This is a genomic window from Cupriavidus necator, assembly GCF_040578825.1.
Classification (GTDB): domain Bacteria; phylum Pseudomonadota; class Gammaproteobacteria; order Burkholderiales; family Burkholderiaceae; genus Cupriavidus; species Cupriavidus necator_E.
Window position 1 is genome coordinate 1 of the sequence record NZ_JBEFLI010000051.1, and the last position, 26,968, is coordinate 26,968.

The 26,968-nt window shown below is 68.3% G+C and carries 27 protein-coding genes; 17 read left to right on the forward strand and 10 right to left on the reverse strand.

All coding sequences use genetic code 11. From position 1 onward, the window contains the following. From AB1I47_RS22700 to AB1I47_RS22715, 4 genes are all read right to left on the reverse strand, one after another. Nucleotides 1-839 (reverse strand): glycosyltransferase family 2 protein (locus tag AB1I47_RS22700; RefSeq protein WP_354685965.1); only part of this gene is annotated, 839 nt, incomplete at its 3' end. After that, entirely contained in the window at nt 840-1,601 is a 762-nt protein-coding gene (locus AB1I47_RS22705) for a PIG-L family deacetylase (RefSeq protein ID WP_354685966.1), read from the reverse strand. Nucleotides 1,602-1,640: 39 nt separating this feature from the next. Beyond that, nucleotides 1,641-2,672: a UDP-glucuronic acid decarboxylase family protein gene (locus tag AB1I47_RS22710; RefSeq protein ID WP_354685967.1), complete on the reverse strand. Its 1,032-nt coding sequence runs from the start codon at nt 2,670-2,672 to the stop codon at nt 1,641-1,643. 26 nt (nt 2,673-2,698) lie between these two features. Then, a complete protein-coding gene (locus AB1I47_RS22715) occupies nt 2,699-3,985 on the reverse strand; it encodes a glycosyltransferase (protein WP_354685968.1) in 1,287 nt (428 codons plus the stop codon). 440 nt (nt 3,986-4,425) lie between these two features. On the opposite strand from AB1I47_RS22715, the gene AB1I47_RS22720 reads away from it, so the two are divergent. From AB1I47_RS22720 to AB1I47_RS22755, 8 genes are all read left to right on the forward strand, one after another. After that, the gene (locus AB1I47_RS22720) at nt 4,426-4,941 is read left to right on the forward strand and encodes a hypothetical protein (protein WP_354685969.1); all 516 of its coding nucleotides are present in this window, start codon (nt 4,426-4,428) and stop codon (nt 4,939-4,941) included. A 135-nt stretch (nt 4,942-5,076) separates the two neighbouring features. Next, entirely contained in the window at nt 5,077-5,850 is a 774-nt protein-coding gene (locus AB1I47_RS22725) for an SDR family oxidoreductase (RefSeq protein ID WP_407935884.1), read from the forward strand. Beyond that, complete coding sequence (locus AB1I47_RS22730; RefSeq protein ID WP_354685970.1) at nt 5,847-6,470, forward strand: D-glycero-alpha-D-manno-heptose-1,7-bisphosphate 7-phosphatase; 624 nt, start codon at nt 5,847-5,849, stop codon at nt 6,468-6,470. Before AB1I47_RS22725 ends, AB1I47_RS22730 begins: the two co-directional genes overlap by 4 nt. After that, a complete protein-coding gene (locus AB1I47_RS22735) occupies nt 6,467-7,726 on the forward strand; it encodes a glycosyltransferase family 9 protein (RefSeq protein ID WP_354685971.1) in 1,260 nt (419 codons plus the stop codon). The genes AB1I47_RS22730 and AB1I47_RS22735 overlap by 4 nt, the downstream gene beginning before the upstream one ends. Then, a complete protein-coding gene (locus tag AB1I47_RS22740; protein WP_354685972.1) occupies nt 7,707-9,512 on the forward strand; it encodes a carbamoyltransferase family protein in 1,806 nt (601 codons plus the stop codon). Before AB1I47_RS22735 ends, AB1I47_RS22740 begins: the two co-directional genes overlap by 20 nt. Then, complete coding sequence (locus tag AB1I47_RS22745) at nt 9,499-10,494, forward strand: glycosyltransferase family 2 protein (protein WP_354685973.1); 996 nt, start codon at nt 9,499-9,501, stop codon at nt 10,492-10,494. The genes AB1I47_RS22740 and AB1I47_RS22745 overlap by 14 nt, the downstream gene beginning before the upstream one ends. Further along, on the forward strand, nt 10,491-11,603 hold the full coding sequence (locus tag AB1I47_RS22750) for a glycosyltransferase family 9 protein (RefSeq protein ID WP_407935885.1): 1,113 nt from the start codon (nt 10,491-10,493) through the stop codon (nt 11,601-11,603). The genes AB1I47_RS22745 and AB1I47_RS22750 overlap by 4 nt, the downstream gene beginning before the upstream one ends. Then, the gene (locus AB1I47_RS22755) at nt 11,596-12,543 is read left to right on the forward strand and encodes a glycosyltransferase (RefSeq protein ID WP_354685974.1); all 948 of its coding nucleotides are present in this window, start codon (nt 11,596-11,598) and stop codon (nt 12,541-12,543) included. The genes AB1I47_RS22750 and AB1I47_RS22755 overlap by 8 nt, the downstream gene beginning before the upstream one ends. On the opposite strand, the gene AB1I47_RS22760 is transcribed toward AB1I47_RS22755, so the two are convergent. From AB1I47_RS22760 to AB1I47_RS22770, 3 genes are all read right to left on the reverse strand, one after another. After that, nucleotides 12,503-13,051, reverse strand: a complete 549-nt coding sequence (locus AB1I47_RS22760; protein WP_354685975.1) for a hypothetical protein — start codon at nt 13,049-13,051, stop codon at nt 12,503-12,505. The genes AB1I47_RS22755 and AB1I47_RS22760 overlap by 41 nt on opposite strands. Before the next feature lie 287 nt (nt 13,052-13,338). Continuing rightward, entirely contained in the window at nt 13,339-13,995 is a 657-nt protein-coding gene (locus AB1I47_RS22765; RefSeq protein ID WP_354685976.1) for a recombinase family protein, read from the reverse strand. A gap of 261 nt (nt 13,996-14,256) precedes the next feature. Further along, the gene (locus tag AB1I47_RS22770; protein WP_354685977.1) at nt 14,257-14,796 is read right to left on the reverse strand and encodes a DUF4142 domain-containing protein; all 540 of its coding nucleotides are present in this window, start codon (nt 14,794-14,796) and stop codon (nt 14,257-14,259) included. Nucleotides 14,797-15,110: 314 nt separating this feature from the next. On the opposite strand from AB1I47_RS22770, the gene AB1I47_RS22775 reads away from it, so the two are divergent. Together AB1I47_RS22775 and fdxA are read left to right on the forward strand one after the other, a co-directional pair. After that, on the forward strand, nt 15,111-15,578 hold the full coding sequence (locus AB1I47_RS22775; protein ID WP_354685978.1) for a hemerythrin domain-containing protein: 468 nt from the start codon (nt 15,111-15,113) through the stop codon (nt 15,576-15,578). A 163-nt stretch (nt 15,579-15,741) separates the two neighbouring features. After that, the gene (gene fdxA, locus AB1I47_RS22780; protein ID WP_354685979.1) at nt 15,742-16,071 is read left to right on the forward strand and encodes a ferredoxin FdxA; all 330 of its coding nucleotides are present in this window, start codon (nt 15,742-15,744) and stop codon (nt 16,069-16,071) included. Here fdxA and AB1I47_RS22785 read toward each other — a convergent pair. Further along, nucleotides 16,068-17,168 (reverse strand): substrate-binding domain-containing protein, encoded by a 1,101-nt coding sequence (locus tag AB1I47_RS22785; RefSeq protein WP_354685980.1) that lies wholly within the window; start codon nt 17,166-17,168, stop codon nt 16,068-16,070. The genes fdxA and AB1I47_RS22785 overlap by 4 nt on opposite strands. Nucleotides 17,169-17,329: 161 nt before the next feature. Here AB1I47_RS22785 and AB1I47_RS22790 point away from each other — a divergent pair, with 161 nt between their 5' ends. From AB1I47_RS22790 to AB1I47_RS22810, 5 genes are read left to right on the forward strand one after another with little or no spacing between them, the layout of a single operon-like run. After that, nucleotides 17,330-17,863, forward strand: a complete 534-nt coding sequence (locus AB1I47_RS22790) for a formate dehydrogenase subunit gamma (protein ID WP_354685981.1) — start codon at nt 17,330-17,332, stop codon at nt 17,861-17,863. Further along, entirely contained in the window at nt 17,860-19,419 is a 1,560-nt protein-coding gene (locus AB1I47_RS22795; protein WP_354685982.1) for a formate dehydrogenase beta subunit, read from the forward strand. Before AB1I47_RS22790 ends, AB1I47_RS22795 begins: the two co-directional genes overlap by 4 nt. Before the next feature lie 26 nt (nt 19,420-19,445). Further along, complete coding sequence (fdhF, locus tag AB1I47_RS22800; RefSeq protein ID WP_354685983.1) at nt 19,446-22,328, forward strand: formate dehydrogenase subunit alpha; 2,883 nt, start codon at nt 19,446-19,448, stop codon at nt 22,326-22,328. A gap of 15 nt (nt 22,329-22,343) precedes the next feature. Further along, nucleotides 22,344-23,210, forward strand: coding sequence for a formate dehydrogenase accessory sulfurtransferase FdhD (fdhD, locus tag AB1I47_RS22805; RefSeq protein WP_354685984.1), 867 nt, complete (start codon nt 22,344-22,346; stop codon nt 23,208-23,210). Further along, nucleotides 23,207-23,431: a formate dehydrogenase subunit delta gene (locus AB1I47_RS22810; RefSeq protein ID WP_354685985.1), complete on the forward strand. Its 225-nt coding sequence runs from the start codon at nt 23,207-23,209 to the stop codon at nt 23,429-23,431. Before fdhD ends, AB1I47_RS22810 begins: the two co-directional genes overlap by 4 nt. Nucleotides 23,432-23,456: 25 nt before the next feature. Here the strand turns inward: AB1I47_RS22810 and AB1I47_RS22815 are convergent, their stop codons facing one another. Together AB1I47_RS22815 and AB1I47_RS22820 are read right to left on the reverse strand one after the other, a co-directional pair. Next, nucleotides 23,457-24,161: a DUF899 domain-containing protein gene (locus AB1I47_RS22815; protein ID WP_354685986.1), complete on the reverse strand. Its 705-nt coding sequence runs from the start codon at nt 24,159-24,161 to the stop codon at nt 23,457-23,459. 154 nt (nt 24,162-24,315) lie between these two features. Then, nucleotides 24,316-25,011: a transglycosylase domain-containing protein gene (locus AB1I47_RS22820; protein ID WP_354685987.1), complete on the reverse strand. Its 696-nt coding sequence runs from the start codon at nt 25,009-25,011 to the stop codon at nt 24,316-24,318. A 207-nt stretch (nt 25,012-25,218) separates the two neighbouring features. Between AB1I47_RS22820 and AB1I47_RS22825 the strand changes: the two genes are divergently transcribed. Both AB1I47_RS22825 and AB1I47_RS22830 read left to right on the forward strand, forming a co-directional pair. Beyond that, nucleotides 25,219-26,055, forward strand: a complete 837-nt coding sequence (locus tag AB1I47_RS22825) for a tyrosine-protein phosphatase (RefSeq protein WP_354685988.1) — start codon at nt 25,219-25,221, stop codon at nt 26,053-26,055. Nucleotides 26,056-26,155: 100 nt separating this feature from the next. Beyond that, complete coding sequence (locus AB1I47_RS22830; protein WP_354685989.1) at nt 26,156-26,950, forward strand: TOBE domain-containing protein; 795 nt, start codon at nt 26,156-26,158, stop codon at nt 26,948-26,950. The last annotated feature ends 18 nt before the right edge of the window (nt 26,951-26,968 follow it).

The window sequence follows — 26,968 nt, forward strand, 5'->3', positions numbered from 1 at the left end:
CCCAGCACCCAAGGCATCCCCCGCAATACCTCCGCCACCCCGCGCCACCCCTGGCTGCGCATCAACGCCGGCAGCTCCGCCGCAGTCTCATCCAGCGCCATCCGCCACGGCAGCCGCAGCCATGCCGCCCAGATCGCGTTGCGTGCCAGCAGCGACTGCCGTCGCACCGGATCGCGCAGCGGGCTGGGGTGGTGGTGCACCACCAGCTGCGGCGCATACACCAGGTGCCAGCCGCGCGCGGCAAGGTCCAGCGCCAGCAGCGTTTCCTCGCCGCCGATAAAAAAACGCGGGTGGTAGCCGCCGGCCTGGCGGAAGGCGTCGGTGCGGAACGCGGTCGCGCCCGCCATCAGCCCAAGGATCGCGCGCCCCGGCAGCATGGCCGAAGGCAGCGGACTCGCTGCCATGCGCGCGCAGGTGGGATCCTCGCGCCCCTGTTCGCCCACCAGGATGCGCGCGGTCAGCGCACCCACCTGTGGATGCCGCTCGAACATCGCGCACGCGGTGGCCAGAGATCCGGGCGTCCACCAGCAGTCGTCGTCGCAGAACGCGACATAGCGCGTGCGCGCCCATTCGGCGCCAAGGTTGCGCCCGGCCGCGCCGAGGTTGCGCGCATTGCGCAGCAGCGTGGCGTGCGGAAACTCGCTGCGTACCATCGCATCGGTGCCATCCTCCGAAGCGTTGTCGACCACGGCAATGGGCGGGCGCTCGGGCAAGTCGCTCAGGTGACCCAGCGCCGTGCGCACCGACTCGCGCCGGTTGTGCGTCAGCACCACCACGCTGATGTCGCAGGGGCGGGCGCGCGGCGCGAGGCGCGTGCCGGCTTGGGAAAGCATCGGCATTCAGGGTTGTTCCGTGTCAGCGGCGGTCAGCGACCAATAGCGTTCCGGCGCGCACAGGTCGCACAGCTTGTCTTCGCCGAACAGTTGCAACTGGCTCTGGTAGGCGTTGAGCGCATAGCTCTTCTGCGCCAGGAACTGCGCCACTGGAAGATTCACCGGTGTAGCGCAGAGGCCGGCGCGCTGGCATTCCACCAGCCGCTGCTGCAGCAGGCCTGACAAGCGGCGGTAGATCGCGTCTTCATAATAGAGCCACTGCACCGGGGGCGAGATCGCGGCCCCGGAGCGTGCCGGCAACAGCAGCGCGCTCCACGCCGCGCCGCGCGCATGCGCGGCCTGCATCAACAGGCGGCAGGCGTCGTGCGTCAGTGCATGGTCGGAATGGAACAGGCCGAGCGGTGCCACGATCACGCCTTCGGTCTGCGTCATCAGCACGGGTTGCAGCCCGTCGGCGATCTCGCGCGGGGTGTAGTGGCGCCCATACTGGCTGTCCCAGAAGTCCAGCCAGACCGGATGCGCGCCGAGCATCGTCAGCGCGTGGTTGTCCTCGCGCCGGCGCGCCAGCATGGCCTGCTCGGCGGTGGTGAAACCGGCGGCGCGGTCCCACTCGGGGGCGGGCATGTCTGGCGGCGGCACGCCCGCGAATACCGTCACCACGCGCGCGGCACGCGCGGCCGCAAGCAGGGCGCCGCAACTGAACACCGCGTCGTCGAGGTGCGGCGAGATCACGGTCACCGGGCTGGTGAGGTCGGTCACGAGCGCCATCGGCATCCCGCAAGCGGCGCGCAGCGCGGCGCGCCGCCGTCATTTGAGCGCAACCGCACGCGCTTCGCGCGCGGTGGGCGACACCGGCACCACATTGCCGGGCGCGCCGTGCGCGTGGGCGTGGGCGGCGAGCCGCGCGGCAAAGTAATCCACCGTATGCCGCAGGCCCTCTTCCAGCGTGGTGTGCGGCTCCCAGCCCAGCAGGCTGCGCGCCAGCGAGATGTCCGGGCAACGCTGGTGCGGATCGTCGGCAGGCAACGGCCGCATCTCGATCGGCGAGTTCGAGCCGGTAGCGCGCAGCACTTGCTGCGCGATTTCCAGCATGGTGGTCTCGCGCGGGTTGCCCAGGTTCACCGGCATGCCGGATGCGGGTGCCTCCATCAGCCGGATCAGCGCGTCGACCAGATCGTCGACATAGCAGAACGCACGCGTCTGCGCGCCGTCGCCATAGACCGTGAGCGGCTGCCCGCTCAGCGCCTGCGTGATGAAGTTCGACACCACGCGCCCGTCGGCCGGATGCATGCGCGGCCCATACGTGTTGAAGATCCGCGCAATGCGCACGTCGAGCTTGTGCTGGCGGTGGTAGTCCATGAACAGCGTCTCGGCGCAGCGCTTGCCTTCGTCATAGCAGGAGCGCAGCCCGATCGGATTGACGTGGCCCCAGTAGCCTTCCTGCTGCGGATGCAGCTCCGGATCGCCATAGATCTCGCTGGTCGATGCCTGCAGGATGCGCGCCTTGAGCCGCTTGGCCAGCCCCAGCATATTGATCGCGCCGTTGACGCTGGTCTTGGTGGTCTGCACCGGGTCGTGCTGGTAGTGCACGGGCGATGCCGGGCAGGCCAGGTTGTAGATCTCGTCGACCTCCACGTACAGCGGGAAGGTGACATCATGGCGCAGCAGCTCGAAATTCGTTCGCCCCAGCAGGTGCGCGATATTTTCCTTGGTGCCGGTGTAGAAGTTGTCCACGCACAGCACGTCCTGCCCGGCGCGCACCAGCCTTTCGCACAGGTGCGAGCCCAGGAATCCCGCGCCGCCCGTGACCAGGATGCGCTTGCGATCGCTTTCCTTCATTTCAGCTCTCCCCTTGTCAGGCTTAGTCAAGCGGCAACACGTCGCACGCCGGCCTGCACCGCCACCGGTGCCACTGCGCAAACGCTGGCGCAGACGCTCGCATAAACCGCTTCCATCTGCCGCGCCACGCCAGACCATGTGAAATGCGCATGCGCCCGCATCCGGCCCGCTTCGCCGAGCTGGCTCGCATGCGCCGGGTCCGCGGCCAGCAGCGCCAGCCGCGCCGCGAGTGCCGCCGGTGCGTGCGGCGGCACCAGGTAGCCGGTCACGCCGTCGACCACGGTGGAGCGAATGCCGCCGACGTCCGCGCCAACCACCGGCGCGCCGCATGCCATTGCCTCCACCGGCGTGATGCCGAACGGCTCATACCAGGGTGTGGTGACGAAGACATCGGCCGCGCTGTAGAACAGCCGCAGCGTGTCGCGCCCGCGCCGCCCGACGAAGACCACGCGGTCGGCCACGCCCTCGGCTTCGGCCACGTCTTGCAGCCGCCCGATTTCCGGCGTGGCCTGCACGCTGGGCTGCTCGGCATTGCCGCCGACCACGTACAGGGTGGCTTCAACGCCGGCGTCACGGCGCAGGCAGCCGATTGCCCGGATCACATTGTCGATGCCCTTGCGCGGCACCAGCCGCCCCAGCTGCAGCACGCGAAAGCCATCCTGTGGCCAGCCCAGCGCACGCCGCGCAACATCGCGTGCAACGGGGCTGAACTCCGCGGCGTCGAAGCCGCACGGCACGGTCTGCACGCGCTCAGGATCGGCGCCATACAGGTTCACCAGGTCCTCCAGGTCCTGCGGGCATTCCGCCACCACGCAGTCCGACTCGCGCACCAGCGTGTCCTCGATCTCGAAGCGCTCGTCGGGGAAGCCGTCGGTGCTGCCCTGGTGCAGGCGGCGCACCTTGCCCAGTGCGTGGAACGTCATCACCAGCGGAATGCCCAGTGCATGGCGCGCATGCAGCGCAGCGAGGCCGGACATGAAGAAGTTCGCATGCAGCACGTCGTAGCCGAGCGGATCGCGCCGGATAAAGTTCACCAGGAAGTCGCCGAAGTCCGCCATATACGGCAGCAACTGTTCCTTCGGCACCTGCACCGGCGGCCCCGCCGGCACGTGGATCACGCGCACGTTGGGCGCGAACGCGGCGACCTCGGGCAACAGGGCCTTGTCGCGCCGCGTGAACACATCGACCTGGTAGCCGCGGCTGCCGAGCTGCTTCGCAAGGTGCGCCACATAGATGTTCTGTCCTCCGCAATCAGTGCTGCCGACACTGGCAAGCGGGGAGGCATGTTCGCTGATGAGCGCGATCTTGCGCATGGTGGGCTCCTGTTTGCCGCCACGCCCGCGGGATGCGGGCTGAGTATGGGCTGTCGCGGGACAGGTGGGGGCCCCTGCAGCTAGCATGCCAATCGGCCAATCCCTGCGTGCGTGGGGAAGCTCGCAGATTCGGGGAACCGATGGAGAAGCGTTATAACGCTTCTCTGGCACGCAGCGCTCGCGCGTAGCGGCCGCCGGCCATCGCGCGGCGGCTGCCGCATGTAGTCATTCTTACGCTGCCAGATTGTAATTTGCGCTTACCTATGTTTCGTGAGGCTGCAGTCGCTGCGCCGGCGAATCTTGCGCGATTCGGACGCACATGCGCGCAAACTGTTTCACCGCTGCAACCGGCGCGATGTTTGCTCAGTCGATGGCTCGAATGCAGGCTGCGCCGCCAACGCGGCCATGCCTGCGAGGCCAACCTCGCACGGAGCGACGTCATGAATCCCAACCACCATGCAGACCAACTTCCGCGCGCCTCGCATGCCGGCGCCAGCCGCTTCAGCGATCCGGCCGCGGCGCGCCGCGCAGTTGAACTCGCACTGCCGATGCTGCAGGCCTCGCTGCGCGACAAGGCCATCGGCGAAAGCGGCTGCATGCATCTGGTCGTGATGGACCCGACGCTGCAGCCTGGCGATTGCACCTTCGAGGAAGCGATTCTCTATGAACACTCGCTGCCGTCGCGCCAGGCCTGGGACGCCGACTACAGCGTCTATGCGCGCGCCAAGGCGAGCCTGAGCTGGCGCACCGGCATGAGCAGTGCGCAGGTGGTCAACTGCAGCCCGCACAAGCTGCGCAGCGACGACACGCTGCTTGGCGGCGCGGCCGTGGTGGACGGCATCGTGGTGGCCGCAAGCGGTGCCAACCCCTGGTACGACGAAGCCTTCGCCGGGTGCGTGGCGATGCTGTTGCGCGCGCTCGCGCACGATGCCTGCATGCGCGCGCAGTCACGCTGAGCGCGGCGGGTGTGAAGGCTGCGATGCCGTTGGCACATATTTCGCTGTGGCACCAATCCCGCGCCGGCCGCTCGGCGCTTTTTACATCGCCGCCGCGGTGCATTCACTTTCCGCCAACCCCGCCAAGGAGCGACCATGCCAACGCCGCAATCCTCGCCACGTCCGGATCCCTCCGCACCATCCATGCAGCCGCTGCAGGGGCGCCATTACCTGGTGACGGGCGGTGGCCGCGGACTCGGTGCCGCGATCTGCCGCATGCTGGCGCAGGCCGGCGCCAGCGTGACCGTGGCCGATATCGACGAAAAGCTCGCGCATGACAGCGCCTCGGCGCTCACCGAAACCGGCGCGCAGGCCTGGGAGCTGCGGCTCGATGTGTCGGATCCGGCGTCGGTGCGCACCGCTTTCGATACCGTGCGCGAGCGCGCCGAGCGGCTCGACGGCATCATCAACAACGCCGCCATCGACATCACGCTGCCGGTCGACGAGGTCGATGCCGAAACCTGGCGCAAGGTGCTGATGGTCAACCTGTATGGCCCTTACCTGATGGCGCACGCGGCGGTGCCCGTGCTGAAGGCGCAGGGCGGGGGCCATATCGTCAATATCGCCTCGACCGCGTCCAAGCGCGCGTGGCCCAACGCGTCGGCCTACCACGCCACCAAGTGGGGCTTGCTGGGCTTTTCGCATGCGCTGCACGCGGAGCTTCGCCCGCACGGCATCAAGGTGTCCGCGATCGTGGCCGGTGGCATGCGCACGCCGTTCCTGCTCGACCGCTTTCCCGACATCGACCAGGGCAACCTGCAGGACCCTGCCAATGTGGCCAATGCGGTGCGCTTCGTGCTGACGCAGCCGGAAGAGACCGTGATCCCCGAAATCATGGTGCTGCCGATGAAGGAGACATCGTGGCCATGAGCGAGACGGCCAGGCCGGGGCGCGCGCTGCCGGGTGCGGTGCTGCTGGACAAGGACGGCACGCTGCTCGACGACGTCCCCTATAACGTCGATCCCGCGCGCATGCGGCTCGCGCCCGGCGCGGGCGCCGCGCTGCGGCTGCTGGGGAGCCTCGGCGTGCCGCTGGTGGTGGTGACCAACCAGCCCGGGGTGGCCCATGGCTACCACACCGAGGCCGACCTGCTGCCGGTGCGTGAGCGCCTGGCCGGGCTGTTTGCCGCGCATGGCGCCACGCTCGCAGGTTTCTTCTATTGCCCGCATCATCCCGCAGGCAAGGTGCCGGCGTACACCCGCGCCTGCCTGTGCCGCAAGCCGATGCCGGGACTGCTGCTGCAGGCCGCGGCCGCGCTGCGGTTCGAGCTGTGCCGGTCATGGATGATCGGCGACATCCTCAACGATGTCGAAGCCGGCCGCCGCGCCGGCTGCGGCACAGTGCTGGTCGATTGCGGCAACGAGACCGAATGGCAGCTGTCGCCGGCGCGCCAGGCGCATTACGTGGTGCCGGCGCTCGACGCTGCCGCGCGCATCGTCGCCGGCCGCATGGGGGCGGTCGCGCCCCGAACCGAAACGGTGTCGCCATGATCGGGTGGCAATCGGCAAGGCATGTGCTGTGCGTGCGCCTGGACAATATGGGCGACGTGCTGATGAGCACGCCGGCGATGCAGGCGCTGGCGGAATCGGTGCCGGCACGGCGGCTGACGCTGCTGACCTCGCGCGCCGCGGCCGGGCTGGCGCCGCACCTGCCGATGGTGCGCCGGGTGCTGACGTGGAACGCGCCATGGGCGCGCCATGCCGACACCGACAGCGGCAGTGGCCCTGCGCCCGGACCCGCCATCGCTTCCTGCGCGCGCTGGCTCGCGCGCTACCGCTTCGACGCCGCGGTGATCTTCACGGTCTACAGCCAGAGCCCGCTGCCGGCTGCGATGCTGTGCACGATGGCGGGCATCCCCCTGCGGCTCGCCTGCTGCCGCGAGAATCCCTATGCGTTGCTCAGCGACTGGGTGCCCGAGCGCGAACCCGGCATGCTGCCGGGACAGCGCCCGCGCCACGAGACCCAACGCCAGCTCGACCTGGTGGCGCAGGTGGGCGCAACCGCCAGCGATATGCGGCTGCGCTTTCGCGTGCTGGCCGCCGACCGCGTCGCCGTGACGGCGCGGCTCGCCGCCTGCCGCATGGGCCGCAGCGGACCGGTGGTGGTGATCCATCCGGGCGCCAGCGCGTCGTCGCGCCGCTGGCCCGCGGCGCGCTTTGCCGAAGTGGCGCACGCGCTGGCGTTGCAGGCCGGTGCCCATGTGCTGGTCACGGGCGATGCCGCCGAACGCGAGGTGGTGCAGGCGGTGTGCGCCGGTGCCGGCCATGCGCGCGTGATGCCGCTGGCTGGCGAGCTGTCGCTGGGCGAGATGGGCGCGTTGCTCGAAGCCGCCGACCTGCTGGTGTCCAACAATACCGGCCCCGTTCACCTTGCCGCCGCGCTTGGCACGCCGGTGGTGGACCTGTACGCGCTGACCAATCCCCAGCACACCCCATGGCAGGTGCCGCACCGCACGCTGTTCGCCGACGTGCCGTGCCGCTATTGCTACAAGAGCGTGTGCCCGGAGGGCCATCACCGCTGCCTCGACGACGTGCCGGCGGCGATGGCGGTGCAGGCCGCGCTGGCGCTGCTGGGCGGCGATGTCGACAGCCTGCCCGCGCAAGAACTGCCGTGGCCGGGCGCCGCCATGCCAGGCGCGCTCGGCGCGATCGACATCATCAGCGCGCCGCCGGACATACGGCATGCCGTGCCGGTCCCCGATTCACCGAGCAAAGAAGAGGTCGCACATGTACACCCTTGGCATTAACGCCGCGTACCATGACTCCGCAGCCTGCCTCGTGAAAGACGGGATGGTGGTGGCCGCCGCGGAAGACGAGCGCTTTACCCATATCAAGCACGGCAAGCGCCCGGTGCCCTTCACCGCGTGGGAGCTGCCGTTCCATGCGATCGACTATTGCCTGGCGGAGGCCGGCATCACGCTGCGCGACGTCGACCATATCGCCTATTCATTCGACCCGGCGCTGATGCTGGGCGCGCGCCGCAACGACGCCACCGTGACGCTGCCGCTGGAGCCGTCGGCGCAGGGCGTACCCGGTGGCCATGAATCGCCGTGGGATCCGTTGTTCCTGTCATACGTGGTCAACGCGCCGCGCCAGCTTGCCAGCGGCGCGCCGCACCACCTCGCGGCGCGCTTTCGAGGCGTGAGCCACGACGGCCCGTTCCGCTGGCATTTTGTCGAGCACCATATGGCGCACGAGGCCAGCGCCTTCCTGGCGGCGCCGTTCGCGCGCTGCGCGGTGCTGACCATGGACGGGCGCGGCGAACGCGCCACCACCAGCTACGGCGTGTTCGACGGCAAGGACTACCGGCGCATCAAGCAGATCGACCTGCCGGATTCGCTCGGCCTGCTGTATGAGCGCGTGACGAAGCACCTGGGGTTCCTGCATTCATCGGACGAGTACAAGGTGATGGCGTTGGCGTCGTACGGCAAGCCGGCGTTTCTCGATGTCTTTCGCGACATGGTCAGGCGCGATGCCGAGGGCGGTTACCGGGTGGGGCAGGCCGACCTCGTGGCGTTGCTCGGGCCGGCGCGCCAGCGCGGCGAGACCTTCGGGGCGCTGCATTTCGATATCGCGCGTTCGCTGCAGGAAGTGCTGGAAGAAACCGTGGTCGGCATGACCACCTGGCTGGCCGAAGCCACCGGCGAGCGCGAGCTGGCGATGGCCGGCGGCGTGGCGCTGAACTGCGTGATGAACGCACGCGTGCGCGACCGCAGCCCCTTTGACGAGGTGTGGGTGCAGCCCGCGGCGGGCGATGCCGGCACCGCGCTGGGCGCGGCGTTGTGGATCGATTTCCTCCAGCGTGGGCGGCCGGCGCGGCAATGGTCGATGGAACATGCGTACCTGGGGCCCGCCTATGGCGACGAAGAGATCGCGGCCTTCCTGGATTGGGCGCACCTGCCATATCGGCGGCTCGACAATATCGCCGAGGAAACCGCCGAACTGCTGGCGCAGAACAAGATCATCGGCTGGTTCCAGGGGCGCATGGAGTTCGGTCCGCGCGCGCTGGGCGCGCGTTCGATCCTGGCCTCGCCGATCGACGCCGGCATGCAGCAACGGCTGAACCAGATCAAGGACCGCGAGGACTTCCGGCCGGTGGCGCCGGTGGTGATGCAGGAGCGCACCCAGGACTGGTTCAGCGCGGCCAAGCCCGGCCGCGGCGAAGCGCCGTTCATGCTGTTTATCTACGACGTGCGTCCCGAGCAGGCGCCGCGCATCCCGGCGGTCTGCCATGTCGACGGCACCGCGCGCGTGCAGACCGTGCGCCGCGAGCAGAACCCCGCGTATTACGACTTGCTGGCCGCATTCGAGCGCCGCACCGGCGTGCCGATCCTGGTCAACACTTCGTTCAACACGCGTGGCGAGCCCATTGTCTGCACGCCGCGCGATGCGGTCGAATGCTTCTGGACCTCGCCGCTGGACGCGCTGGTGATCGGCTCGTTCCTGCTGGAGAAGCCCACCGCGCCACAGCAAGCGCAGCGGGCATCGGCTGACGACATGGCCGCCGCGGGAGGCAACCATGTTCCCGCCTGATCAGCCTGACCCGTTGGTATCGGTCGTCGTTCCCACCTGGCGGCGCCCCGCGCTGCTGGCGCGCTGCCTGCAGGCGCTGTGCGCGCAGCGGCTGCGCCCCGAGGCGTACGAGGTCATCGTTGCCGACGACGGCTGTGAAGCGCGCATCGAGCGGCTGGTGGCGCTGATGGCGGCGCAGCATCCGGGCCATACGCTGCGCTATGTGCCCGTGCCGGGCACGCAGGGGCCGTCCGGCGCGCGCAATGCCGGCTGGCGCCGCGCGCGCGCACGCGTGATTGCCTTTACCGATGACGACACCGTGCCTGATGCCGACTGGCTGCGCGAAGGCTGCGCCGCGCTGCAACGCCAGCCGGAGGTATGCGCGGTGGCCGGCGCGGTGGACGTACCGCTGCCGCCGCGCCCGACCGACCACGAGCGCGATACCGGCGGGCTGGCGCGCGCGGAGTTCGTCACCGCCAACTGCTTCGTGCGGCGCGACGCGCTGCAGCGCATCGGCGGCTTTGACGAACGCTTTACCCGCGCCTGGCGGGAAGACTCCGACCTGCAGTTCCGGCTGATCGAAGAGGTCTGCCCGGTGGGACGCGCACCGGCCGCGATCGTCGAGCATCCGGTGCGCCCGGCGGCATGGGGCAGCAGCATCGCCGCACAGGCCAAGGTGTATTTCGACGCGCTGCTGTACAAGAAGCATCCGCGGCTGTACCGGCAGCGCATCCGCCGCACGCCGCCGTGGCACTACTACGTCGCTGTGCTGGCCTTGCTGGCAGTGCCGGTGGCCCTGCTTGCGGGCACACCGAAGGTGGCTGCCGCCGCGGGCTTGCTGTGGCTGGCGCTGACCGCGGCGTTCTGCGCGCGGCGCCTGCGCGGCGCGGCGCTGACGCCGGCGCATGTGGCCGAGATGGCGGTCACCTCGGCACTGATCCCGCCGCTGTCGCTGTACTGGCGGCTGCGCGGCGCACTGGCTTTCCGGGTGGTGTTCCTATGACGCTGGCGCTTGCTTCCTCGCTGCCGTTGCCGCCGCGCCCGCGCGAGCGCCCGGCCCCGACCCGCCGCATCGCGGTGTTCCGCGCGCTGCAGCTCGGCGACATGCTGTGCGCGGTGCCGGCGCTGCGTGCGCTGCGCGAAGGCGAGCCCGATGCGCGGATCACGCTGGTCGGCCTGCCGTGGGCGCAGGAGTTCGTCTCGCGCTTCGGCGCGCTGGTCGACGAACTGATGGTATTCCCCGGGGCACCGGGCATGCCCGAGCGCCCCTATGACGCCGCGGCCGCCGAGGCCTTCTATGCCGCCGCGCGCGCCGCGCGCTTCGACCTGGCGATCCAGCTCCATGGCAGCGGCTCGCTCAGCAACGAGGTAGTGAAGCGGCTGGGCGCGAGGCGTATCGCGGCGTTTTGCCCGGACCCGCCGCACACGCCGCCGCGCCGCAGCCGCACTTGCCTGCTGGTGCCGTGGCCGCAGGGCAACGAGGTGGAGCGGCTGCTAATGCTGATGCGCGAACTCGGCTATCCGGCCGCCGACCGCCACCTGGAATTCCCGCTGCGTCCGATCGACCATGCAAGCTGGCGCCTGCTGGCCGACGAGCATGGCCTGCACGCCGGCAACTATGTGTGCGTCCATGCCGGCGCGCGCATGCTGTCGCGGCGCTGGCCGGTGGCGCGCTTTGCGCAGGCCGCTCGCGCGCTGCGCCGGCACTGGAAGGTGGTGCTGACCGGGAGCCCCGACGAGGCCGAACTGGTGGGCGAGCTGGCCGCGCGGATCGGCAAGCCGGTGGTGAACCTGTGCGGGCAGACCTCGCTCGGCACCATGGCCGCGCTGATCTGCCATGCGCGGCTGCTGCTGTGCAACGACACCGGCGCCTCGCATATCGCCGCGGCGACGGACACGCCCAGCGTGGTGATCTCGTGCGGCAGCGACAGCGCGCGCTGGGCGCCGCTGGACGCCTCGCTGCACCGCGTGCTGGCCGAGCAGCCACCGTGCCGCCCGTGCATGCATCAGGTCTGCCCGGTGGCCGGCCATCCGTGCGCGGCCGATATCAGCGTGGCGCGCGTGGTCGACGCCGCGCTGGCGCTGGCCAGCCGGGAGTACGACCATGCCTAGGCGCCTGCGCATCCTGACCTGGCATGTCCATGGCAACTACCTGTACTACCTGTCGCAGATCCCGCATGACCTGTACCTGGTTACGCGCGATGACGGCACGCCGGGCTATGCCGGCGCCGGCGGGGCGCTGCCGTGGGGCGACAACGTGCATGAGGTGCCGTACGACGCCGTGCCGGCCGGCAGTTTCGATTGCGTGCTGTACCAGCACCGGCACCACTATGACCACGACCGCGTCACGCTGCTGACCGATGCGCAGCGCGCGCTGCCGGCGATCTACCTGGAGCACGACCCGCCGCAGGAACATCCGACCAACACGCTGCACCCCGTGCAGGATCCGTCCATGCTGCTGGTCCACGTGACACCGTTCAACGCGCTGATGTGGGACAGCGGCGTGACCCCGTGCCGCGTGATCGAACATGGCGTGGTGGTGGACGATACGGTGCGCTACAGCGGCGAACTGGCGCGCGGCATCAGCGTGGTCAATCACCTGTCGCGGCGCGGGCGCCGGCTGGGCGCCGACGTGTTCGCGCGCGTGCGCGAAAAGGTGCCGCTGGACCTGGTCGGCATGGCGGCGCAGGAAGCGGGCGGACTGGGCGAGGTGCCCAACCCCGGGCTGGCCGCCTTCGTCGCGCGCTACCGCTTCTTCTTCAATCCGATCCGCTACACCAGCCTTGGATTGGCCGTGGTGGAGGCGATGTCGCTGGGCGTGCCGGTGGTGGGGCTGGCCACCACCGAACTGTCCACGGTGATCCAGAGCGGCAACAACGGTTATGTCGATACGCGCATCGACGTGCTGATCAGCGTGATGCGCGAACTGCTCGACGATCCCGAGCTGGCACGCATCTGGGGTGAGCGCGGCTGCCGGCTGGCGCGCGAGCGCTTCGGCATCGGCCGCTTTGTCAGCGAGTGGGACGAGACCCTGCGCGCAGTGACGGCGTGATGCTGCTCGGCTCGCCCGGCGCACCGCCGCCGTTGCCTGGCGCGCCCTCCGTACGCACCCGCGCGCGCGTGCCCGCCGACGCCGTGCAGCAGACCAGGTAATACGCGCGCTTGAGCTGCAGCGTCGCCTCCAGCTTGCGCCCCGCTGCTGCATCGGCAAACGCCGCAGCCAGGCAGCGCTCGATGCTTTCCGCGGTGCCGCCGTGCTCGAACAGGCCAGGTGGGCGTTCATGCCACAGCCCCATCAATACCGCCTGGCGCTGTGCCAGCGTATGCGGCGGCCACACGCGGTCGCGGCTCAGCAGCTCCAGCCGCGTGGCCAGCAGCGTTTCCAGCAGAACGGTAGGGCGCGCGAAGTGCAGCGGCGCACCGGGCTGCGCGGACTGCGATGTCGGCGCCGGCGGTAAGGGGACGGAAGCGAATTGCGTGGGCGTCAGCGAGCTGCCGCCGCCGGCCGGTTCGGCCAGCGCCGGCGGCATGCCCACGACTTTCTGCAGTCGGATAGTCATGTCGTTGCGTCAAGGGCTGCGTGGAGCGGCGTCTAGCTGCGTCGCACGACGGGTGCCGCGCGGTTGCCTTGCCAATGTATTCGGGGTGGTTCGGGTGCCGGTCCCGCGGTGGCGCCTCGATGACTGAGCGGGGCCCGTGCCGGAGACTTTCTGCATGGACTTTCGCAAGGAACGTTCCAAGCCGCGGACCGCATCGGCGTGCGGTGAAGCGCTGCGCAGCGCGGGGGATTCTTGCAACGGTGCGCGTAAAACCGTCGCTGCGCCGCGTCGCTGCAGCGCGCAACGGGTCATTCGGCGGTAGTTTCCGCCTCCGCTTCGATGGCGGGCGTCGTGTCCGCATGGGTCTCGGCGCGCGCGGGCTGCAAGCCCGGTTCCGCGGCACGGATGCGCAGCACGGTCTGGCGCGAAGTATTGAACTGCCGCGCGATTTCGCTGACCGAATGGCCGGCGCGCAACGCATGCAGGATCGCGCGGCGCTGTTCCGGCGTGTGTTTGGGTGGCCGGCCTACCTGGCGACCCAGAGCCTTGGCCGCGGCCAGGCTCTCACGCACGCGCACGCTGCGCGTGGTGCCTTCCAGGGCCGCGACCGCGCGCAATACTTCCACCGCTTCGGGCGGCGAGGCATGGGCCAGGTCGGCGCGCGAAAGCTGCACGCAGTACAGCGCCACGTCCAGCAGGCGGAAGCGCCGGATGGTGGCCAGTGCCTCCTGCACGCTCCAGCCAAGGCCGCACAGGCGCAGCATCACCACGGCGTCGCCGGGCTGCACCTGCTGCTGCAGCGCGCGCAGGCGCGGGCGCTGCAACGCGGGCACCGAGGCCGGCTCGCAATCCCAGTACGCATGGCGCAGTTCGACGGCAAAGCCGGCCTCGCGGGCGGCCTGCAGTTCTTCGTCGATGGCCTCGGGGCCCTCTGCGCGGTTCGAATAGAAAAATGTAGAAGGCATGGCGGTTTCCAGCACGGCATCTGCAAAAAACTTCTGCGGTCAACGCGAGGCAGAGGGCGATCTGTTGCGGCAAATCGCGCGCGCCCGCGTTCCCCTTACTTCAGTCCAAGCAAATCTCGGCCCTGCACCGGCAGCCGCATCGCTTGCAGTCTCTACGCGCGACATGTGGCACGCGCTCACCGTACGGAAGCAGTTGATTTCGGACAGGGCAGGTGGGGCGTTTGCGCATGCGTGGCGGTTCCGGCAACGTGGCGCCGCCCACTATCGAGATACCTCGGAGGCCATCGTCTTCGCCATCTCCAGGTGGTGCTCCAGCGTTGGCAGCGTCTTCCTGGCGAACTCGCGCACGTCGGTGTCGCGCGCTTCGGCCGAAGCCTTGCGAAACAGCGCCACCGCTTCGTTGTGCGCCTTCACACCGACCTCGCTGGCGTACTGCTTGTCGAAGCTCGCGCCATTGAGCGCGCCCAACGCTTCCAGCTTCTTCTTGTCGTCCTGGCTGGGCGTGGTCGGCAACTGCACGCCCTTGGCCGAAGCCAGGCGCTTGAGGTCCGCCGCCGCGGCGCGATGGTCTTGCAGCATCTGTCCGGCGAAGCGCTTCACCGCGCCGCTGCCGGCCTTGTTCTGCGCCAGGTTGCTGGCTTCGATCTCCATCTGTCCGGCCTGCGCCGCCTTGTTCATGAACTCGACGTCGCCGGACGGCGGCGCGGCATGCAGGCCTTGCGCGGCGATCAGCAGCATCGCGGCCAGCGCGGGCGCGGCATGGCGTTTGATTGGCCTGGGCTTGCGGGCTTCGGATATCACGGTCGTCTCCTGTCTGGACAATGCAGTGCGGCGGGGACCGCCGGGATGGACAAGACCGCGCAACTTTCATGCCGCGCCGCGAACGCGTACCGATATGGGCCCGCAGTGCCTTCACCGACGCGGCGCCGCGGGCACAATTACAAGGCTTCGCGCAGGAATTGCAATGCCGTACGCGGCGCGGGTGCATATTGCCGCCGCGTGCATACCGCAATCGGTGTGCCATGTGGATGGGAGAGACCAGCGGCGCGCGGGCACGGAAACTGCCTTCACGTAGCGAAGCCGGAATACCGGTTCCCACCCCTCAGGAGGCAATCGTGGACAAGTCGAAGATCCCCGCAGACCAGGCCGAGGCCCTCGGCGCACTGATGGATGACCATCGGGCAGTGAAGAAGCAGTTCAAGGCGTTCAAGGACACGGAGAGCCGCGACGACAAGGAAGCGATCGCGCTCGACGTATGCCAGCAGCTCACGGTGCACGCCACCATCGAGGAAGAGATCTTCTACCCGGCGCTGCGTGGCGCCAGCGATGACATCGACGACATGCTGGACGAGGCCAAGGTCGAGCACCAGGTGGCCAAGGACCTGATCGCCGCGATCGAGGAAGACCCTGCCGGCGACCTGCTCGAAGCCAGCTTCACGGTGCTGTCGGAGTACGTCGGCCACCATATCGAGGAAGAGGAAGGCGAGCTGTTCAAGAACGTGATCAAGGAAAAGATCAACCTGCGCGACGCGGCCCAGGCGATGGCCGCGCGCAAGGAAGAACTGATGCGCGAACTCGCCTGAGCGCGTGCCGGGCAGCACCACGCTGTCGGTGGTGGCGTACTGACGCGACAAGGGAGGGGGCGCTTCAGGCGATTTGAACAAGTCGCACAATGCGGCCCGCCCCATGCCGGCGGGCGGGGCGCTACGATGACGCGGTCTTGATCGTCGTACCGCCCCCGCCTCCATGACCTTTGTCGTGACGGATGCCTGCATCCAGTGCCGCCATACCGATTGCGTCGAAGTCTGCCCGATGTCGTGCTTCCACGAAGGGCCCAACTTCCTCGCCATCGACCCTGACCAGTGCATCGACTGCTCGATGTGCGTCCCGCTTTGCCCGGTCGGCGCGATCTACTCTGAGCACGACCTGCCCGAGGACAAGCGCCATTTCATCGCGCTGAACGCGGAACTGTCGCGCCGGCCCGACTGGCTGCCGCTGCTGAAAGCCAAGGGCCCCATTGCCGGCCACGAGCAATGGGCCGACCATGCTGATCGTCTGTCGCTGCTTGAGCGCTAACGCACGCGCTCTGCCGCGTAGTCGGGAAACGCCTCCGCAAGCGTCAATACCGTGCCGGTCAGCGCGCCGTCGTAGCCCGGCAGCGCATTGACGCGCTGGCGGAAGGCCTCGCTGGTCAGCGCACCCACCGCACCGGCCAGCGCCGGGCTGCGCAGCTTTGCCTTTTCGATCGCAAAGAAATAGCGTTCCTTGATCACCGGCACGAACGCCAGCCCGAAACGCCGCGCCGCGGTTTCCACGCCAAAGCCCACATCCGCCATGCCGCTGCCGATATACGCGGCCACCGCGGCATGGGTGAACTCGCCGTTGCTGTAGCCCTCGATCCGCGCCGGGTCGATGCCGCGCGCGGCCAGCATCAGGTCCAGCAGCAGGCGCGTGCCCGAACCAACCTGCCGGTTGACGAAGCGCACTTCGCGCCGGGTCAGGTCTTCCAGCGAATGGATGCCGAGCGGATTGCCCGGCCGCACGAACAGCCCCTGGCTGCGCACCGCCAGGTGCACCAGGCAGTGGGTCTGCGGCTTGAGCCAGGTGGTGAAGTGGCGCCACGTGCCGTGCTCGAACTCGCCCACCGGTACATGGAAGCCGGCGATATCGCACCCGCCCTCGGCCAGCGCCGCCACCGCCTCGACGCTGCCGCAGTACTTCAGGTCGTGCCGCACCTGCTGCTCGTCGAGGAAATCGCGCAGCGCCGCCACCGCGAAGCCATGGCTGGCATGCAGCCGCACGGCGGCCTCGGACTGGTCCATCAGCTTCTTCAACTCGATTTCCAGCTCCGACGCCAGGCTGTCCAGCGTCGGCGACAGCCGCGCGGCGATGCGCTTGCTGGCCCACACCAGTTGCTTCGCCAGCGGCGTCAGCGCGCTGCCGCGCCCGCGGGTCTTGTCGATCAGCGGGCCGCCGAACAGCGCCTCGGCGTCGCGCAGGATGCCCCAGGCATAGCGGTAGGACAGCGACACCGCCTGCGCCGAGTGGCTGATGCTGCCGGATTCCTCGATATGGCCGAGCAGGGCGACCAGGCGGGAGACGTCCAGCGCTTCGTCGCCGGGCGTGGCGTCGTCCCGGATCTGCAGGTGGGGATGGAGCGAGATGCGAATCATATGTAGAAAATAGCTTATTGATGGGCCGCTGTCACTCTCATATAGTCGCCTCAACGGGCAAAACAGCGTCGCTGCGAGCCCGGAAATAGGAAAAAAATAGCATATATACGGGTGTAAGTGGCTAAACCGCCAGCCCCGTGCGACCCCTCACAGGAGACGCCATGCCAGAAACCGCCCCCACCGCAACGGCATCCGCCGACGCTGCGCGCACGCCTGCGATCGCGGCGATCGTGGCGGCGCGCCAGCACATGCCGGGCGCCTTGCTGCCGATCCTGCATGAGATCCAGGACACGCAGGGCTATATCCCCGATGACGCCGTTCCGGTGATCGCCCGCGCGCTGAACCTGTCGCGCGCCGAAGTGCATGGCGTGATCACCTTTTATCACCACTTCCGCCAGCAGCCGGCGGGGCGGCACGTGGTGCAGGTGTGCCGCGCCGAAGCCTGCCAGGCGGTCGGCGCCGAGGCGCTGGCCGAGCATGCGCAACGCGCGCTCGGCTGCGGCTTCCATGAAACCAGCGGCGACGGACAGGTGACGCTGGAGCCGGTCTATTGCCTGGGCCAGTGCGCGTGCGGGCCGGCGGTGATGGTCGGCGAACAACTGCATGGCTATGTGGATCCGAAGCGCTTCGATGCGCTGCTCCGGTCGCTGCGCGAGGCGCACGCCTCCAACCAGACCGCGGAGGGCCAGGCATGAGCGCCACCACCATCTTCGTGCCGCGCGACTCCACCGCGCTGGCCCTCGGCGCCGACGACGTAGCGCGCGCCATCGCCCGCGAAGCCGCGGCGCGCGGCAACGACGTGCGTATCGTGCGCAACGGTTCGCGCGGCATGTTCTGGCTGGAGCCGCTGGTCGAGGTGCAGACCGATGCCGGCCGCGTGGCCTATGGCCCGGTCAGCGCGGCGGATGTGCCGGCGCTGTTCGACGCCGGCCTGCTGCAAGGCGGCGCGCATGCGCTGGCGCACGGACTGACCGAGGAGATCCCGTTCCTGAAGCAGCAGGAGCGCCTGACCTTCGCGCGCATCGGCATCACCGATCCGCTGTCGCTGGAAGACTACCGCGCGCATGAGGGCTTTGCCGGGCTGGAGCGCGCGCTGTCGATGGCGCCCGCCGACATCGTGCAGGAAGTCACCGACTCCGGCCTGCGCGGCCGCGGCGGTGCGGCGTTCCCCACCGGCATCAAGTGGAAGACCGTGCTGGGCGCGCAGTCGGCCGTGAAGTACATCGTCTGCAATGCCGACGAAGGCGATTCGGGCACGTTCTCCGACCGCATGGTGATGGAAGACGATCCCTTCATGCTGATCGAAGGCATGACCATCGCCGGCCTCGCGGTCGGCGCGGAGCAGGGCTATATCTATTGCCGTTCCGAATACCCGCATGCGATCGCGGTGTTGCAAAGCGCGATCGGCATCGCCAATGCGGCGGGCTGGCTCGGTGACGATATCCGCGGCAGCGGCAGGCGCTTCCACCTGGAGGTGCGCAAGGGCGCCGGCGCCTATGTCTGCGGCGAGGAAACCGCGCTGCTCGAAAGCCTGGAAGGCCGGCGCGGCGTGGTGCGCGCCAAGCCGCCGCTGCCGGCGCTGGAAGGACTGTTCGGCAAGCCCACCGTGATCAACAACGTGATCTCGCTGGCCACGGTGCCGGTGATCCTGGCGCGCGGCGCGCAGTACTACCGCGACTACGGCATGGGCCGTTCGCGCGGCACGCTGCCGTTCCAGCTCGCGGGGAATATCAAACAAGGCGGACTGGTCGAGAAGGCGTTCGGCGTCACGTTGCGCGAGCTGCTGGTCGACTACGGCGGCGGCACGCGCAGCGGCCGCGCCATCCGCGCGGTGCAGGTGGGCGGGCCGCTGGGCGCCTATCTGCCCGAGTCGCGCTTCGACGTGCCGCTGGACTACGAGGCCTATGCCGCGTTCGGCGGCGTGGTCGGCCACGGCGGCATCGTGGTGTTCGACGAGACCGTCGACATGGCAAAGCAGGCGCGCTACGCGATGGAGTTCTGCGCCATCGAATCCTGCGGCAAATGCACGCCGTGCCGGATCGGCTCGACCCGCGGCGTCGAGGTGATGGACCGCATCATCGCCGGCGAGCAACCGGTAAAACACGTGGCGCTGGTGCGCGACCTGTGCGACACCATGCTCAACGGTTCGCTATGCGCGATGGGCGGCATGACGCCGTACCCGGTGCTGTCCGCGCTCAATGAATTCCCCGAGGACTTCGGCCTCGCCCCTAACCCGGCCAAGGCCGCCTGAGCCCCAAGACACGGGAGACACACGTCATGAACGCCCGCAACGAAATCGACTTCGGCACCCCCGCCAGCGAATCCACCGAACTGGTCACGCTGGAGGTCGACGGCGTCAGCGTCACCGTGCCCGTCGGCACCTCGGTGATGCGTGCCGCGATGGAAGCCCAGATCGCCGTGCCCAAGCTGTGCGCCACTGACAGCCTCAAATCCTTCGGCTCGTGCCGCCTGTGCCTGGTCGAGATCGAAGGGCGCCGCGGCTATCCGGCATCGTGCACCACGCCGGTCGAAGCCGGCATGAAGGTGAAGACCCAGAGCGACAAGCTGGCCGACCTGCGCCGCGGCGTGATGGAGCTCTATATCTCGGATCACCCGCTGGACTGCCTGACCTGCCCGACCAACGGCAACTGCGAGCTGCAGGACATGGCCGGCGTGGTGGGTTTGCGCGAGGTGCGCTACAACGATGGCGGCCCCGAAGCGAAACCGATCGCCACGCACACGCAGATGAAGAAGGACGAATCCAATCCTTACTTCACCTACGATCCATCCAAGTGCATCGTCTGCAACCGCTGCGTGCGCGCCTGCGAGGAAACGCAGGGCACCTTCGCGCTGACCATCAGCGGACGCGGCTTCGATTCGCGCGTGTCGCCTGGCACCAGCCAGTCCTTCATGGAATCCGACTGCGTGTCGTGCGGCGCCTGCGTACAGGCCTGCCCGACCGCGACGCTGACCGAGACCTCCGTCATCAAGCTGGGCCAGGCCTCGCACAGCACCGTGACCACCTGCGCCTACTGCGGCGTGGGCTGCTCGTTCAAGGCCGAGATGAAGGGCAACGAGGTGGTGCGCATGGTGCCGTACAAGGACGGCAAGGCCAACGAAGGCCACGCCTGCGTCAAGGGCCGCTTTGCCTGGGGCTATGCCACGCACAAGGACCGCATCCTCAAGCCGATGATCCGCGCGAAGATCACCGACCCGTGGCGCGAGGTGTCGTGGGAAGAGGCGATCGACTACGCCGCATCGCAGTTCAGGCGCATCCAGGCCGAGCACGGCAAGGATTCGATCGGCGGCATCGTGTCGTCGCGCTGCACCAACGAAGAGGGCTACCTGGTCCAGAAGCTGGTGCGCGCCGCCTTCGGCAACAACAACGTCGACACCTGCGCGCGCGTGTGCCACTCGCCGACCGGCTACGGCCTGAAGCAGACGCTGGGCGAATCGGCCGGCACGCAGACCTTCAAGTCGGTCGAGAAGGCCGACGTGATCATGGTGATCGGCGCCAACCCGACCGACGGCCACCCGGTGTTCGCCTCGCGCATGAAAAAGCGTCTGCGCGCCGGCGCGAAGCTGATCGTGGTCGATCCGCGCCGCATCGACCTGGTCGATTCCCCGCACATCCGCGCCGACTATCACCTCCAGCTGCGCCCGGGCACCAACGTCGCGCTGGTGACGTCGCTGGCCCACGTGATCGTCACCGAAGGCCTGCTCAACGAAGCCTTTATCGCCGAGCGCTGCGAGGATCGCGCGTTCCAGCAATGGCGCGACTTTGTCTCGCTGCCGGAGAACTCGCCCGAGGCGATGGCCGAAGTCACCGGCATCCCGGCCGAACAACTGCGCGGCGCCGCGCGCCTGTACGCCACCGGCGGCAATGCCGCGATCTACTACGGCCTGGGCGTGACCGAGCATGCGCAGGGTTCCACTACCGTGATGGGCATCGCCAACCTGGCCATGGCCACCGGCAATATCGGCCGCGAAGGCGTGGGCGTGAATCCGCTGCGCGGGCAGAACAACGTGCAGGGCTCGTGCGATATCGGCTCGTTCCCGCATGAGCTGCCGGGCTATCGCCATGTATCGGACTCGACCACGCGCGGGCTGTTCGAAGCCGCGTGGAATGTCGAGATCAGCCCCGAGCCGGGCCTGCGCATCCCCAATATGTTCGAAGCCGCGCTGGCCGGCAGCTTCAAGGGCCTGTACTGCCAGGGCGAGGATATCGTCCAGTCCGACCCGAACACGCAGCACGTGTCCGAAGCGCTGTCGTCGATGGAATGCATCGTGGTGCAGGACATCTTCCTGAACGAGACCGCCAAGTACGCGCACGTGTTCCTGCCGGGGTCGTCGTTCCTGGAGAAGGACGGCACCTTCACCAACGCCGAGCGCCGCATTTCGCGCGTGCGCAAGGTGATGCCGCCCAAGGCGCGCTATGCCGACTGGGAGGCGACCATCCTGCTGGCCAACGCGCTGGGCTACCCGATGGACTACAACCATCCGTCCGAGATCATGGACGAGATCGCGCGCCTGACGCCGACCTTCGCGGGTGTCAGCTACAAGCGCCTGGACGAGCTGGGCAGCATCCAGTGGCCATGCAACGCCGAGGCCCCGGAAGGCACGCCGACCATGCACATCGATGCCTTCGTGCGCGGCAAGGGCAAGTTCATCATCACCAAGTACGTGCCCACCACCGAGAAGATCACGCGCGCCTTCCCGCTGATCCTGACCACCGGCCGCATCCTGTCGCAGTACAACGTCGGCGCGCAGACGCGCCGGACCGACAACGTGCACTGGCACGCCGAGGACCGGCTCGAGATCCATCCGCACGATGCGGAGGAGCGCGGCATCAAGGACGGCGACTGGGTCGGCGTGCAAAGCCGTGCCGGCGACACCGTGCTGCGCGCCATCGTCAGCGAGCGCATGCACCCGGGCGTGGTCTACACCACCTTCCATTTCCCGGAATCCGGCGCCAACGTGATCACCACCGACAACTCGGACTGGGCCACCAACTGCCCGGAATACAAAGTCACCGCGGTGCAGGTGATGCCGGTGGCGCAGCCGTCGGCGTGGCAGCGGCAGTACCACGACTTCAATACGCAGCAGTTGCAGTTGCTGGAGGCGGCCAGCGCCGATCCGGCGCAAGCGGCGGCGAACTGAGCGGAGGGCCGCATCATGATGCGCTGCATGCAGTCACAGGAAGTCGATCCTTCCGCGCAGGAAGACGCCGTACCGGCCACCCACAGCACCTTTGCCGTCAATCGCTGGCGCCAGGGCGAACTGATGCTGAGTCCCGACGAAGTCGCCGAGGAAGTGCCGGTCGCGCTGGAATACAACGGCATTTCGCACGCAGTGATGCTGGCGACGCCGGCGGACCTGGAGGATTTCGCATTGGGCTTCAGCCTGAGCGAGGGCATCGTCGGCAGCGCGCGCGAAGTCTATGGCATCGACATCGATACGCGCGAGCATGGCATCGCGGTGCAGCTCGAGATCGCCTCGGAGGCATTCATGCGGCTGAAGGACCGGCGCCGTTCACTGGCCGGGCGTACCGGCTGCGGCTTGTGCGGGACCGAATCGCTGGAGCAGGTGATGCGGATGCCGGCGCCGGTGCGCAGCGATGCGAGCTTCCACACCGATGTGATCCAGTCCGCTTTCGTGCAACTGCAGCTGCGCCAGCAACTGCAGCGCCACACCGGCGCCACGCATGCCGCCGCATGGCTGCGCGCCGATGGCCATGTGTCGCTGGTGCGCGAGGACGTCGGCCGCCACAACGCGCTGGACAAGCTGGCCGGTGCGCTTGCGCGCAGCGGCGAGGATACCGCCGGCGGCGCGGTGCTGGTCACCAGCCGTGCGAGCTATGAAATGGTGCTGAAGACCGCTGCCATCGGCGCCGGCTTGCTGGCGGCCGTGTCCGCCCCCACCGCGCTGGCCGTGCGGCTGGCCGAACAGGCCAATATCACGCTGGCCGGCTTCGTGCGCGCGGGTGCGCACGTGGTCTATGCCCACCCCCAACGCCTGCAACACGAGACGAGCCTGGCATGAACGTCGACAACCTGATCACCATGGCCAACCAGATCGGCAGCTTCTTCGAGGCGATGCCGGACCGCGAGGAAGCCATCTCGGATATCGCCGGGCATATCAAGCGGTTCTGGGAGCCGCGGATGCGGCGCGCGTTGCTCGGGCATGTGGACGACGACGCCGGCAGCGGCCTGCTGGAGATCGTGCAGGAGGCGCTGGGCCGGCATCGTGCGTTGCTGGAATAGAAGCCCCGGTCGGCACCAGGTAACGCTACTTGCTGTATTCCAGTTCAGGGTACCAGTCGGTGCCGCGGCCTTCCGGCGTGGTGTCGAGCAAGGTCCATAGCGGATCCAGGTCCGGCGCGCCGCGCGGATCCTGTCCCGGGTCCGTCGTGAGGGCATACATCTCGCTGCTCCAGAAATGGCGGATCTTGCCGTCCCGGCGCGTAAAGACGGAGTAACCCGGTACGTCGGCATCCTCCGGACTGACATAGTCGCGGGTGAACTGGCCGTCGACGTCCGCGTAGACCTTCAGCCTGGTCCAGCCGCGTTCTTTCTTCGCCGCCACCAGGCGATCGACCGGCGAGCGCGCGATCATCGCCAGCGCCACGCGTTGCTCGATATCCGGGACCTTGTGGTCCCACGATGCCATGATCGACGTGCACATCGGGCAGGGCCGTTCGCGCTGCGGGCCGAACATATAGCTGTAGACCACCAGCGTGTCCTTGTCGCCGAACAGCTCGGCCAGCGTGACCGGCCCGTGTTCGCCCTGGAAGATATAGTTCTTGGTCACCTCGCCGCCGGGGGGCAGCTTGCGGCGTTGCGCGGCCACGCGCTCGATATGCCGCCGCAGCTCGATCTCCTCCACCAGCAGCGCATTGCGCGCCTTGCGGTATTCGGCACTTTCATTGGGGAAGTGGACGGGATTGCGTTGCGCCAGTTCAGTGGCGGGGGTAAGTGTTGACTCTGCATTCATGTCGGCCCTCCTGTCGGGACAGGGTCCCGCGAATGGACCATGCAACGTGAGCTTCCCGCCACCAGGCGGGCCCCTGCGATGGCATGGCCCGTCATGGTTTGGGTCTGCCCGGCAATGAATCGTTCCGCACGGCCCAGACCCTGGGCCCGCCGCATCACTTCAACCGCAAAGGCTCCAGCAACGCCCCGTCATATTCCGGATGCGAAATCCTTCCCAGCTCCAGCATCCGCCGCAGGATATAAGCCTGCCGCTGCCGCGCCCGCCGCGGGTTGGCAACCGGGTTGTTCGCCGAAGGCGCCTTGGGCAACCCGGCCAGCATCGCGCATTCCGCCAGCGATAGCTGGTTCAGCGATTTGCCGAAGTAGGTCCGCGCCGCATCGGCAAATCCATAAGCCCCTTGTCCGAGGTAGATCTTGTTCATGTACAGCTCGAGAATCTCGTCCTTGCTGAACGCTTTCTCGATCCGGTACGACAGCAGCACCTCGTACAGCTTGCGGGTATAGGTCTTGTCCCGCGACAGGTAGAAATTGCGCGCCACCTGCATGGTGATCGTCGACGCCCCCTGCGAGAGGTCGTCAGACAGGTTCGCCAGCCCCGCGCGGAGCACGCCGATGTAGTCGATCCCGTCATGCACATAGAAGCGCTCGTCCTCGATCGCCACCACGGCATCGATCAGGTCGCGCGGGTAGCGCGAGAGGGAAACGTAGTCAGGCGTGCGGCGGAAATCCGCCAATGCGTCGAGCGATGGCAACTGCCGGTCGAGGGCGAGGATGGCAATGGTGGCAAGCAGCGCACCGCCGACCACGGCGAGCAGCAGCAACCTGATGAAGGCGGACCAAAGGCTTTTCATGGCGCGTATTTTGCCAGTGCGGCGGCCGCGCTGGTCCAAAATCCGCAGCCATCAGCGGAATCAAGGTTGCGTGCGGCACGTTGCCGCCCGGCAGGGTGATGCGCGCGCGCCGGCGATCTGAAATAATCGAAGCCGGAGACAGAAGTTGCAGTGCACGGGCGCCGCTGATGCAGGCGCCCGCATCGACAAGAACGTCAGGAAACAACAATGATCCAATGGCTTCAACGGGCCGCATGCCTGCACGCCCATGCGGTCGTGCCGCCGGCGCCGGCGGCGGCCGCCGGTGGCGGGGACGGCACAGCCAGCCGGAACGAGCTTATCTTCGACACCATCAGCAACGCACGCGATCTCGGCGGCCTGATTGGCGCGGCCGGGCGGCGCGTGCGCCACGGCCGGCTGTACCGCAGCGGCAACCCGGCACTGGCCAGCGCGGCGGACCTTGAACGGCTGCATGCGCTCGGCCTCGACATGGTGGTGGACTTCCGCTCGCCCGGCGAGAAATCGCCAGACGAGGCCGGCTTCGGCCAGCGCTTCCACTGGGTCGCGGTGCCGGTGCTTGAAGGCAACATGGCGATGGATGTGCTGATGCCGCGCCTGCGCGCCAGCACGCCGGCCCAGATGGACGCCTTCATGCTGGAGGTTTACCGCGATTTCCCGGTACGCTACCGCGCGGCCTTTGGCGGCTTCATGCAGACCGCACAAGGCGGAAAGACGCTGCTGTTCCACTGCACCGCGGGCAAGGACCGCACCGGCTTCGCCTCGCTGCTGTTGCTGGCGGCGCTGGGCGTGGCGCAGGACGATATCCTCGTCAACTACCTGGAATCGAACCGGCGCAATGCGCAGTTCAACCAGGCGGCGCTGGCGCGCATGGCGCAGTTCGGCGTGAGCGCGGAAGTAATGACGCCGCTGCTGGAAGTCCGCGCCAGCTACCTCGAGGCCTCGATGCAGGCGATCGAGCGCGAGTGGGGCAGCGTCGACCGCTACCTGTGCGACGCGCTGCAGGTCGATGTCGCGCAACTGCGCGGGCACTATCTCGCCGACTGACGCTGCCTTCCTGCGTGTTGGCCGCAGTGGCCCGGAATCGGATTACCATAGCCGCGTTTCCGACCTCTTCGCGGCGCTTGCCGGCGCCCCCTCCGCACCCATGCTCGAACTCCAGGGAGCCATCTGGTTCCGCTCCGGCTCGCAAGACTGGGGCGGCAAGGACCGCATTGCGCTGCTGGCCGCCATCGGCGAGCACGGCTCGATCACCGCGGCCGCGCGCGCGGTCGGCATCAGCTACAAGGCCGCCTGGGATGCCATCGACGCCATGAACAACAGCGCCGGCGAAGCGCTGGTGGTGCGCGCCGCCGGCGGCAAGGGCGGCGGCGGCACGCGCCTGACCGAGCGTGGCGAGCAGCTGATCCGCACCTATCGCGCACTCGAGGACGAGCACAAGCGCTTTGTCGCGCAGCTGTCGCGGCTGGGCGAGGGCGCGGCCGACGATATCCACCTGATGAGGCGAATGATGATCAAGACCAGTGCGCGCAACAAGCTGTTCGGGCGTGTGGCCAGCGTGCGCGGCGGCGCCGTCAATGACGAGGTCGTGCTGGAATTGCCCGGCGGGCAGCGCATCGTCGCCACCATTACGCACGAAAGCGTCGAGACGCTGGAACTGGCCGCTGGCGTGGAAGCGTTTGCCCTGATCAAGGCGTCTTCGGTGCTGGTGGGGTTGCCGGATCCGGGGATGCGGCTGTCGGCGCGCAATCAGTTGCCGGGCGTGGTGTCGCGCGTGATGCCGGGGGCGGTGAATGCCGAGGTGGTGATCGAGCTGGATGGCGGGGGCACGATTGCGGCGATCGTGACCAATGGAAGTGTGGAGGCGTTGGGGCTCGCGGTAGGGGTGCCGGCGGTGGCGGTGTTCAAGGCGTCCAGTGTGATTCTGGGGGTGGTGGGGTAGGCGGCGATATACCTCGGC

Coding starts and splice junctions, on each gene's coding strand:
- AB1I47_RS22705 (WP_354685966.1), bottom strand. CDS start 1,601: ATGGCGCTCGTGACCGACCTCACCAGCCCGGTGACCGTGATCTCGCCG.
- AB1I47_RS22710 (WP_354685967.1), bottom strand. CDS start 2,672: ATGAAGGAAAGCGATCGCAAGCGCATCCTGGTCACGGGCGGCGCGGGA.
- AB1I47_RS22715 (WP_354685968.1), bottom strand. CDS start 3,985: ATGCGCAAGATCGCGCTCATCAGCGAACATGCCTCCCCGCTTGCCAGT.
- AB1I47_RS22720 (WP_354685969.1), top strand. CDS start 4,426: ATGAATCCCAACCACCATGCAGACCAACTTCCGCGCGCCTCGCATGCC.
- AB1I47_RS22725 (WP_407935884.1), top strand. CDS start 5,077: ATGCCAACGCCGCAATCCTCGCCACGTCCGGATCCCTCCGCACCATCC.
- AB1I47_RS22730 (WP_354685970.1), top strand. CDS start 5,847: ATGAGCGAGACGGCCAGGCCGGGGCGCGCGCTGCCGGGTGCGGTGCTG.
- AB1I47_RS22735 (WP_354685971.1), top strand. CDS start 6,467: ATGATCGGGTGGCAATCGGCAAGGCATGTGCTGTGCGTGCGCCTGGAC.
- AB1I47_RS22740 (WP_354685972.1), top strand. CDS start 7,707: ATGTACACCCTTGGCATTAACGCCGCGTACCATGACTCCGCAGCCTGC.
- AB1I47_RS22745 (WP_354685973.1), top strand. CDS start 9,499: ATGTTCCCGCCTGATCAGCCTGACCCGTTGGTATCGGTCGTCGTTCCC.
- AB1I47_RS22750 (WP_407935885.1), top strand. CDS start 10,491: ATGACGCTGGCGCTTGCTTCCTCGCTGCCGTTGCCGCCGCGCCCGCGC.
- AB1I47_RS22755 (WP_354685974.1), top strand. CDS start 11,596: ATGCCTAGGCGCCTGCGCATCCTGACCTGGCATGTCCATGGCAACTAC.
- AB1I47_RS22760 (WP_354685975.1), bottom strand. CDS start 13,051: ATGACTATCCGACTGCAGAAAGTCGTGGGCATGCCGCCGGCGCTGGCC.
- AB1I47_RS22765 (WP_354685976.1), bottom strand. CDS start 13,995: ATGCCTTCTACATTTTTCTATTCGAACCGCGCAGAGGGCCCCGAGGCC.
- fdxA (WP_354685979.1), top strand. CDS start 15,742: ATGACCTTTGTCGTGACGGATGCCTGCATCCAGTGCCGCCATACCGAT.
- AB1I47_RS22785 (WP_354685980.1), bottom strand. CDS start 17,168: ATGATTCGCATCTCGCTCCATCCCCACCTGCAGATCCGGGACGACGCC.
- AB1I47_RS22790 (WP_354685981.1), top strand. CDS start 17,330: ATGCCAGAAACCGCCCCCACCGCAACGGCATCCGCCGACGCTGCGCGC.
- AB1I47_RS22795 (WP_354685982.1), top strand. CDS start 17,860: ATGAGCGCCACCACCATCTTCGTGCCGCGCGACTCCACCGCGCTGGCC.
- fdhF (WP_354685983.1), top strand. CDS start 19,446: ATGAACGCCCGCAACGAAATCGACTTCGGCACCCCCGCCAGCGAATCC.
- fdhD (WP_354685984.1), top strand. CDS start 22,344: ATGATGCGCTGCATGCAGTCACAGGAAGTCGATCCTTCCGCGCAGGAA.
- AB1I47_RS22810 (WP_354685985.1), top strand. CDS start 23,207: ATGAACGTCGACAACCTGATCACCATGGCCAACCAGATCGGCAGCTTC.
- AB1I47_RS22815 (WP_354685986.1), bottom strand. CDS start 24,161: ATGAATGCAGAGTCAACACTTACCCCCGCCACTGAACTGGCGCAACGC.
- AB1I47_RS22820 (WP_354685987.1), bottom strand. CDS start 25,011: ATGAAAAGCCTTTGGTCCGCCTTCATCAGGTTGCTGCTGCTCGCCGTG.
- AB1I47_RS22825 (WP_354685988.1), top strand. CDS start 25,219: ATGATCCAATGGCTTCAACGGGCCGCATGCCTGCACGCCCATGCGGTC.
- AB1I47_RS22830 (WP_354685989.1), top strand. CDS start 26,156: ATGCTCGAACTCCAGGGAGCCATCTGGTTCCGCTCCGGCTCGCAAGAC.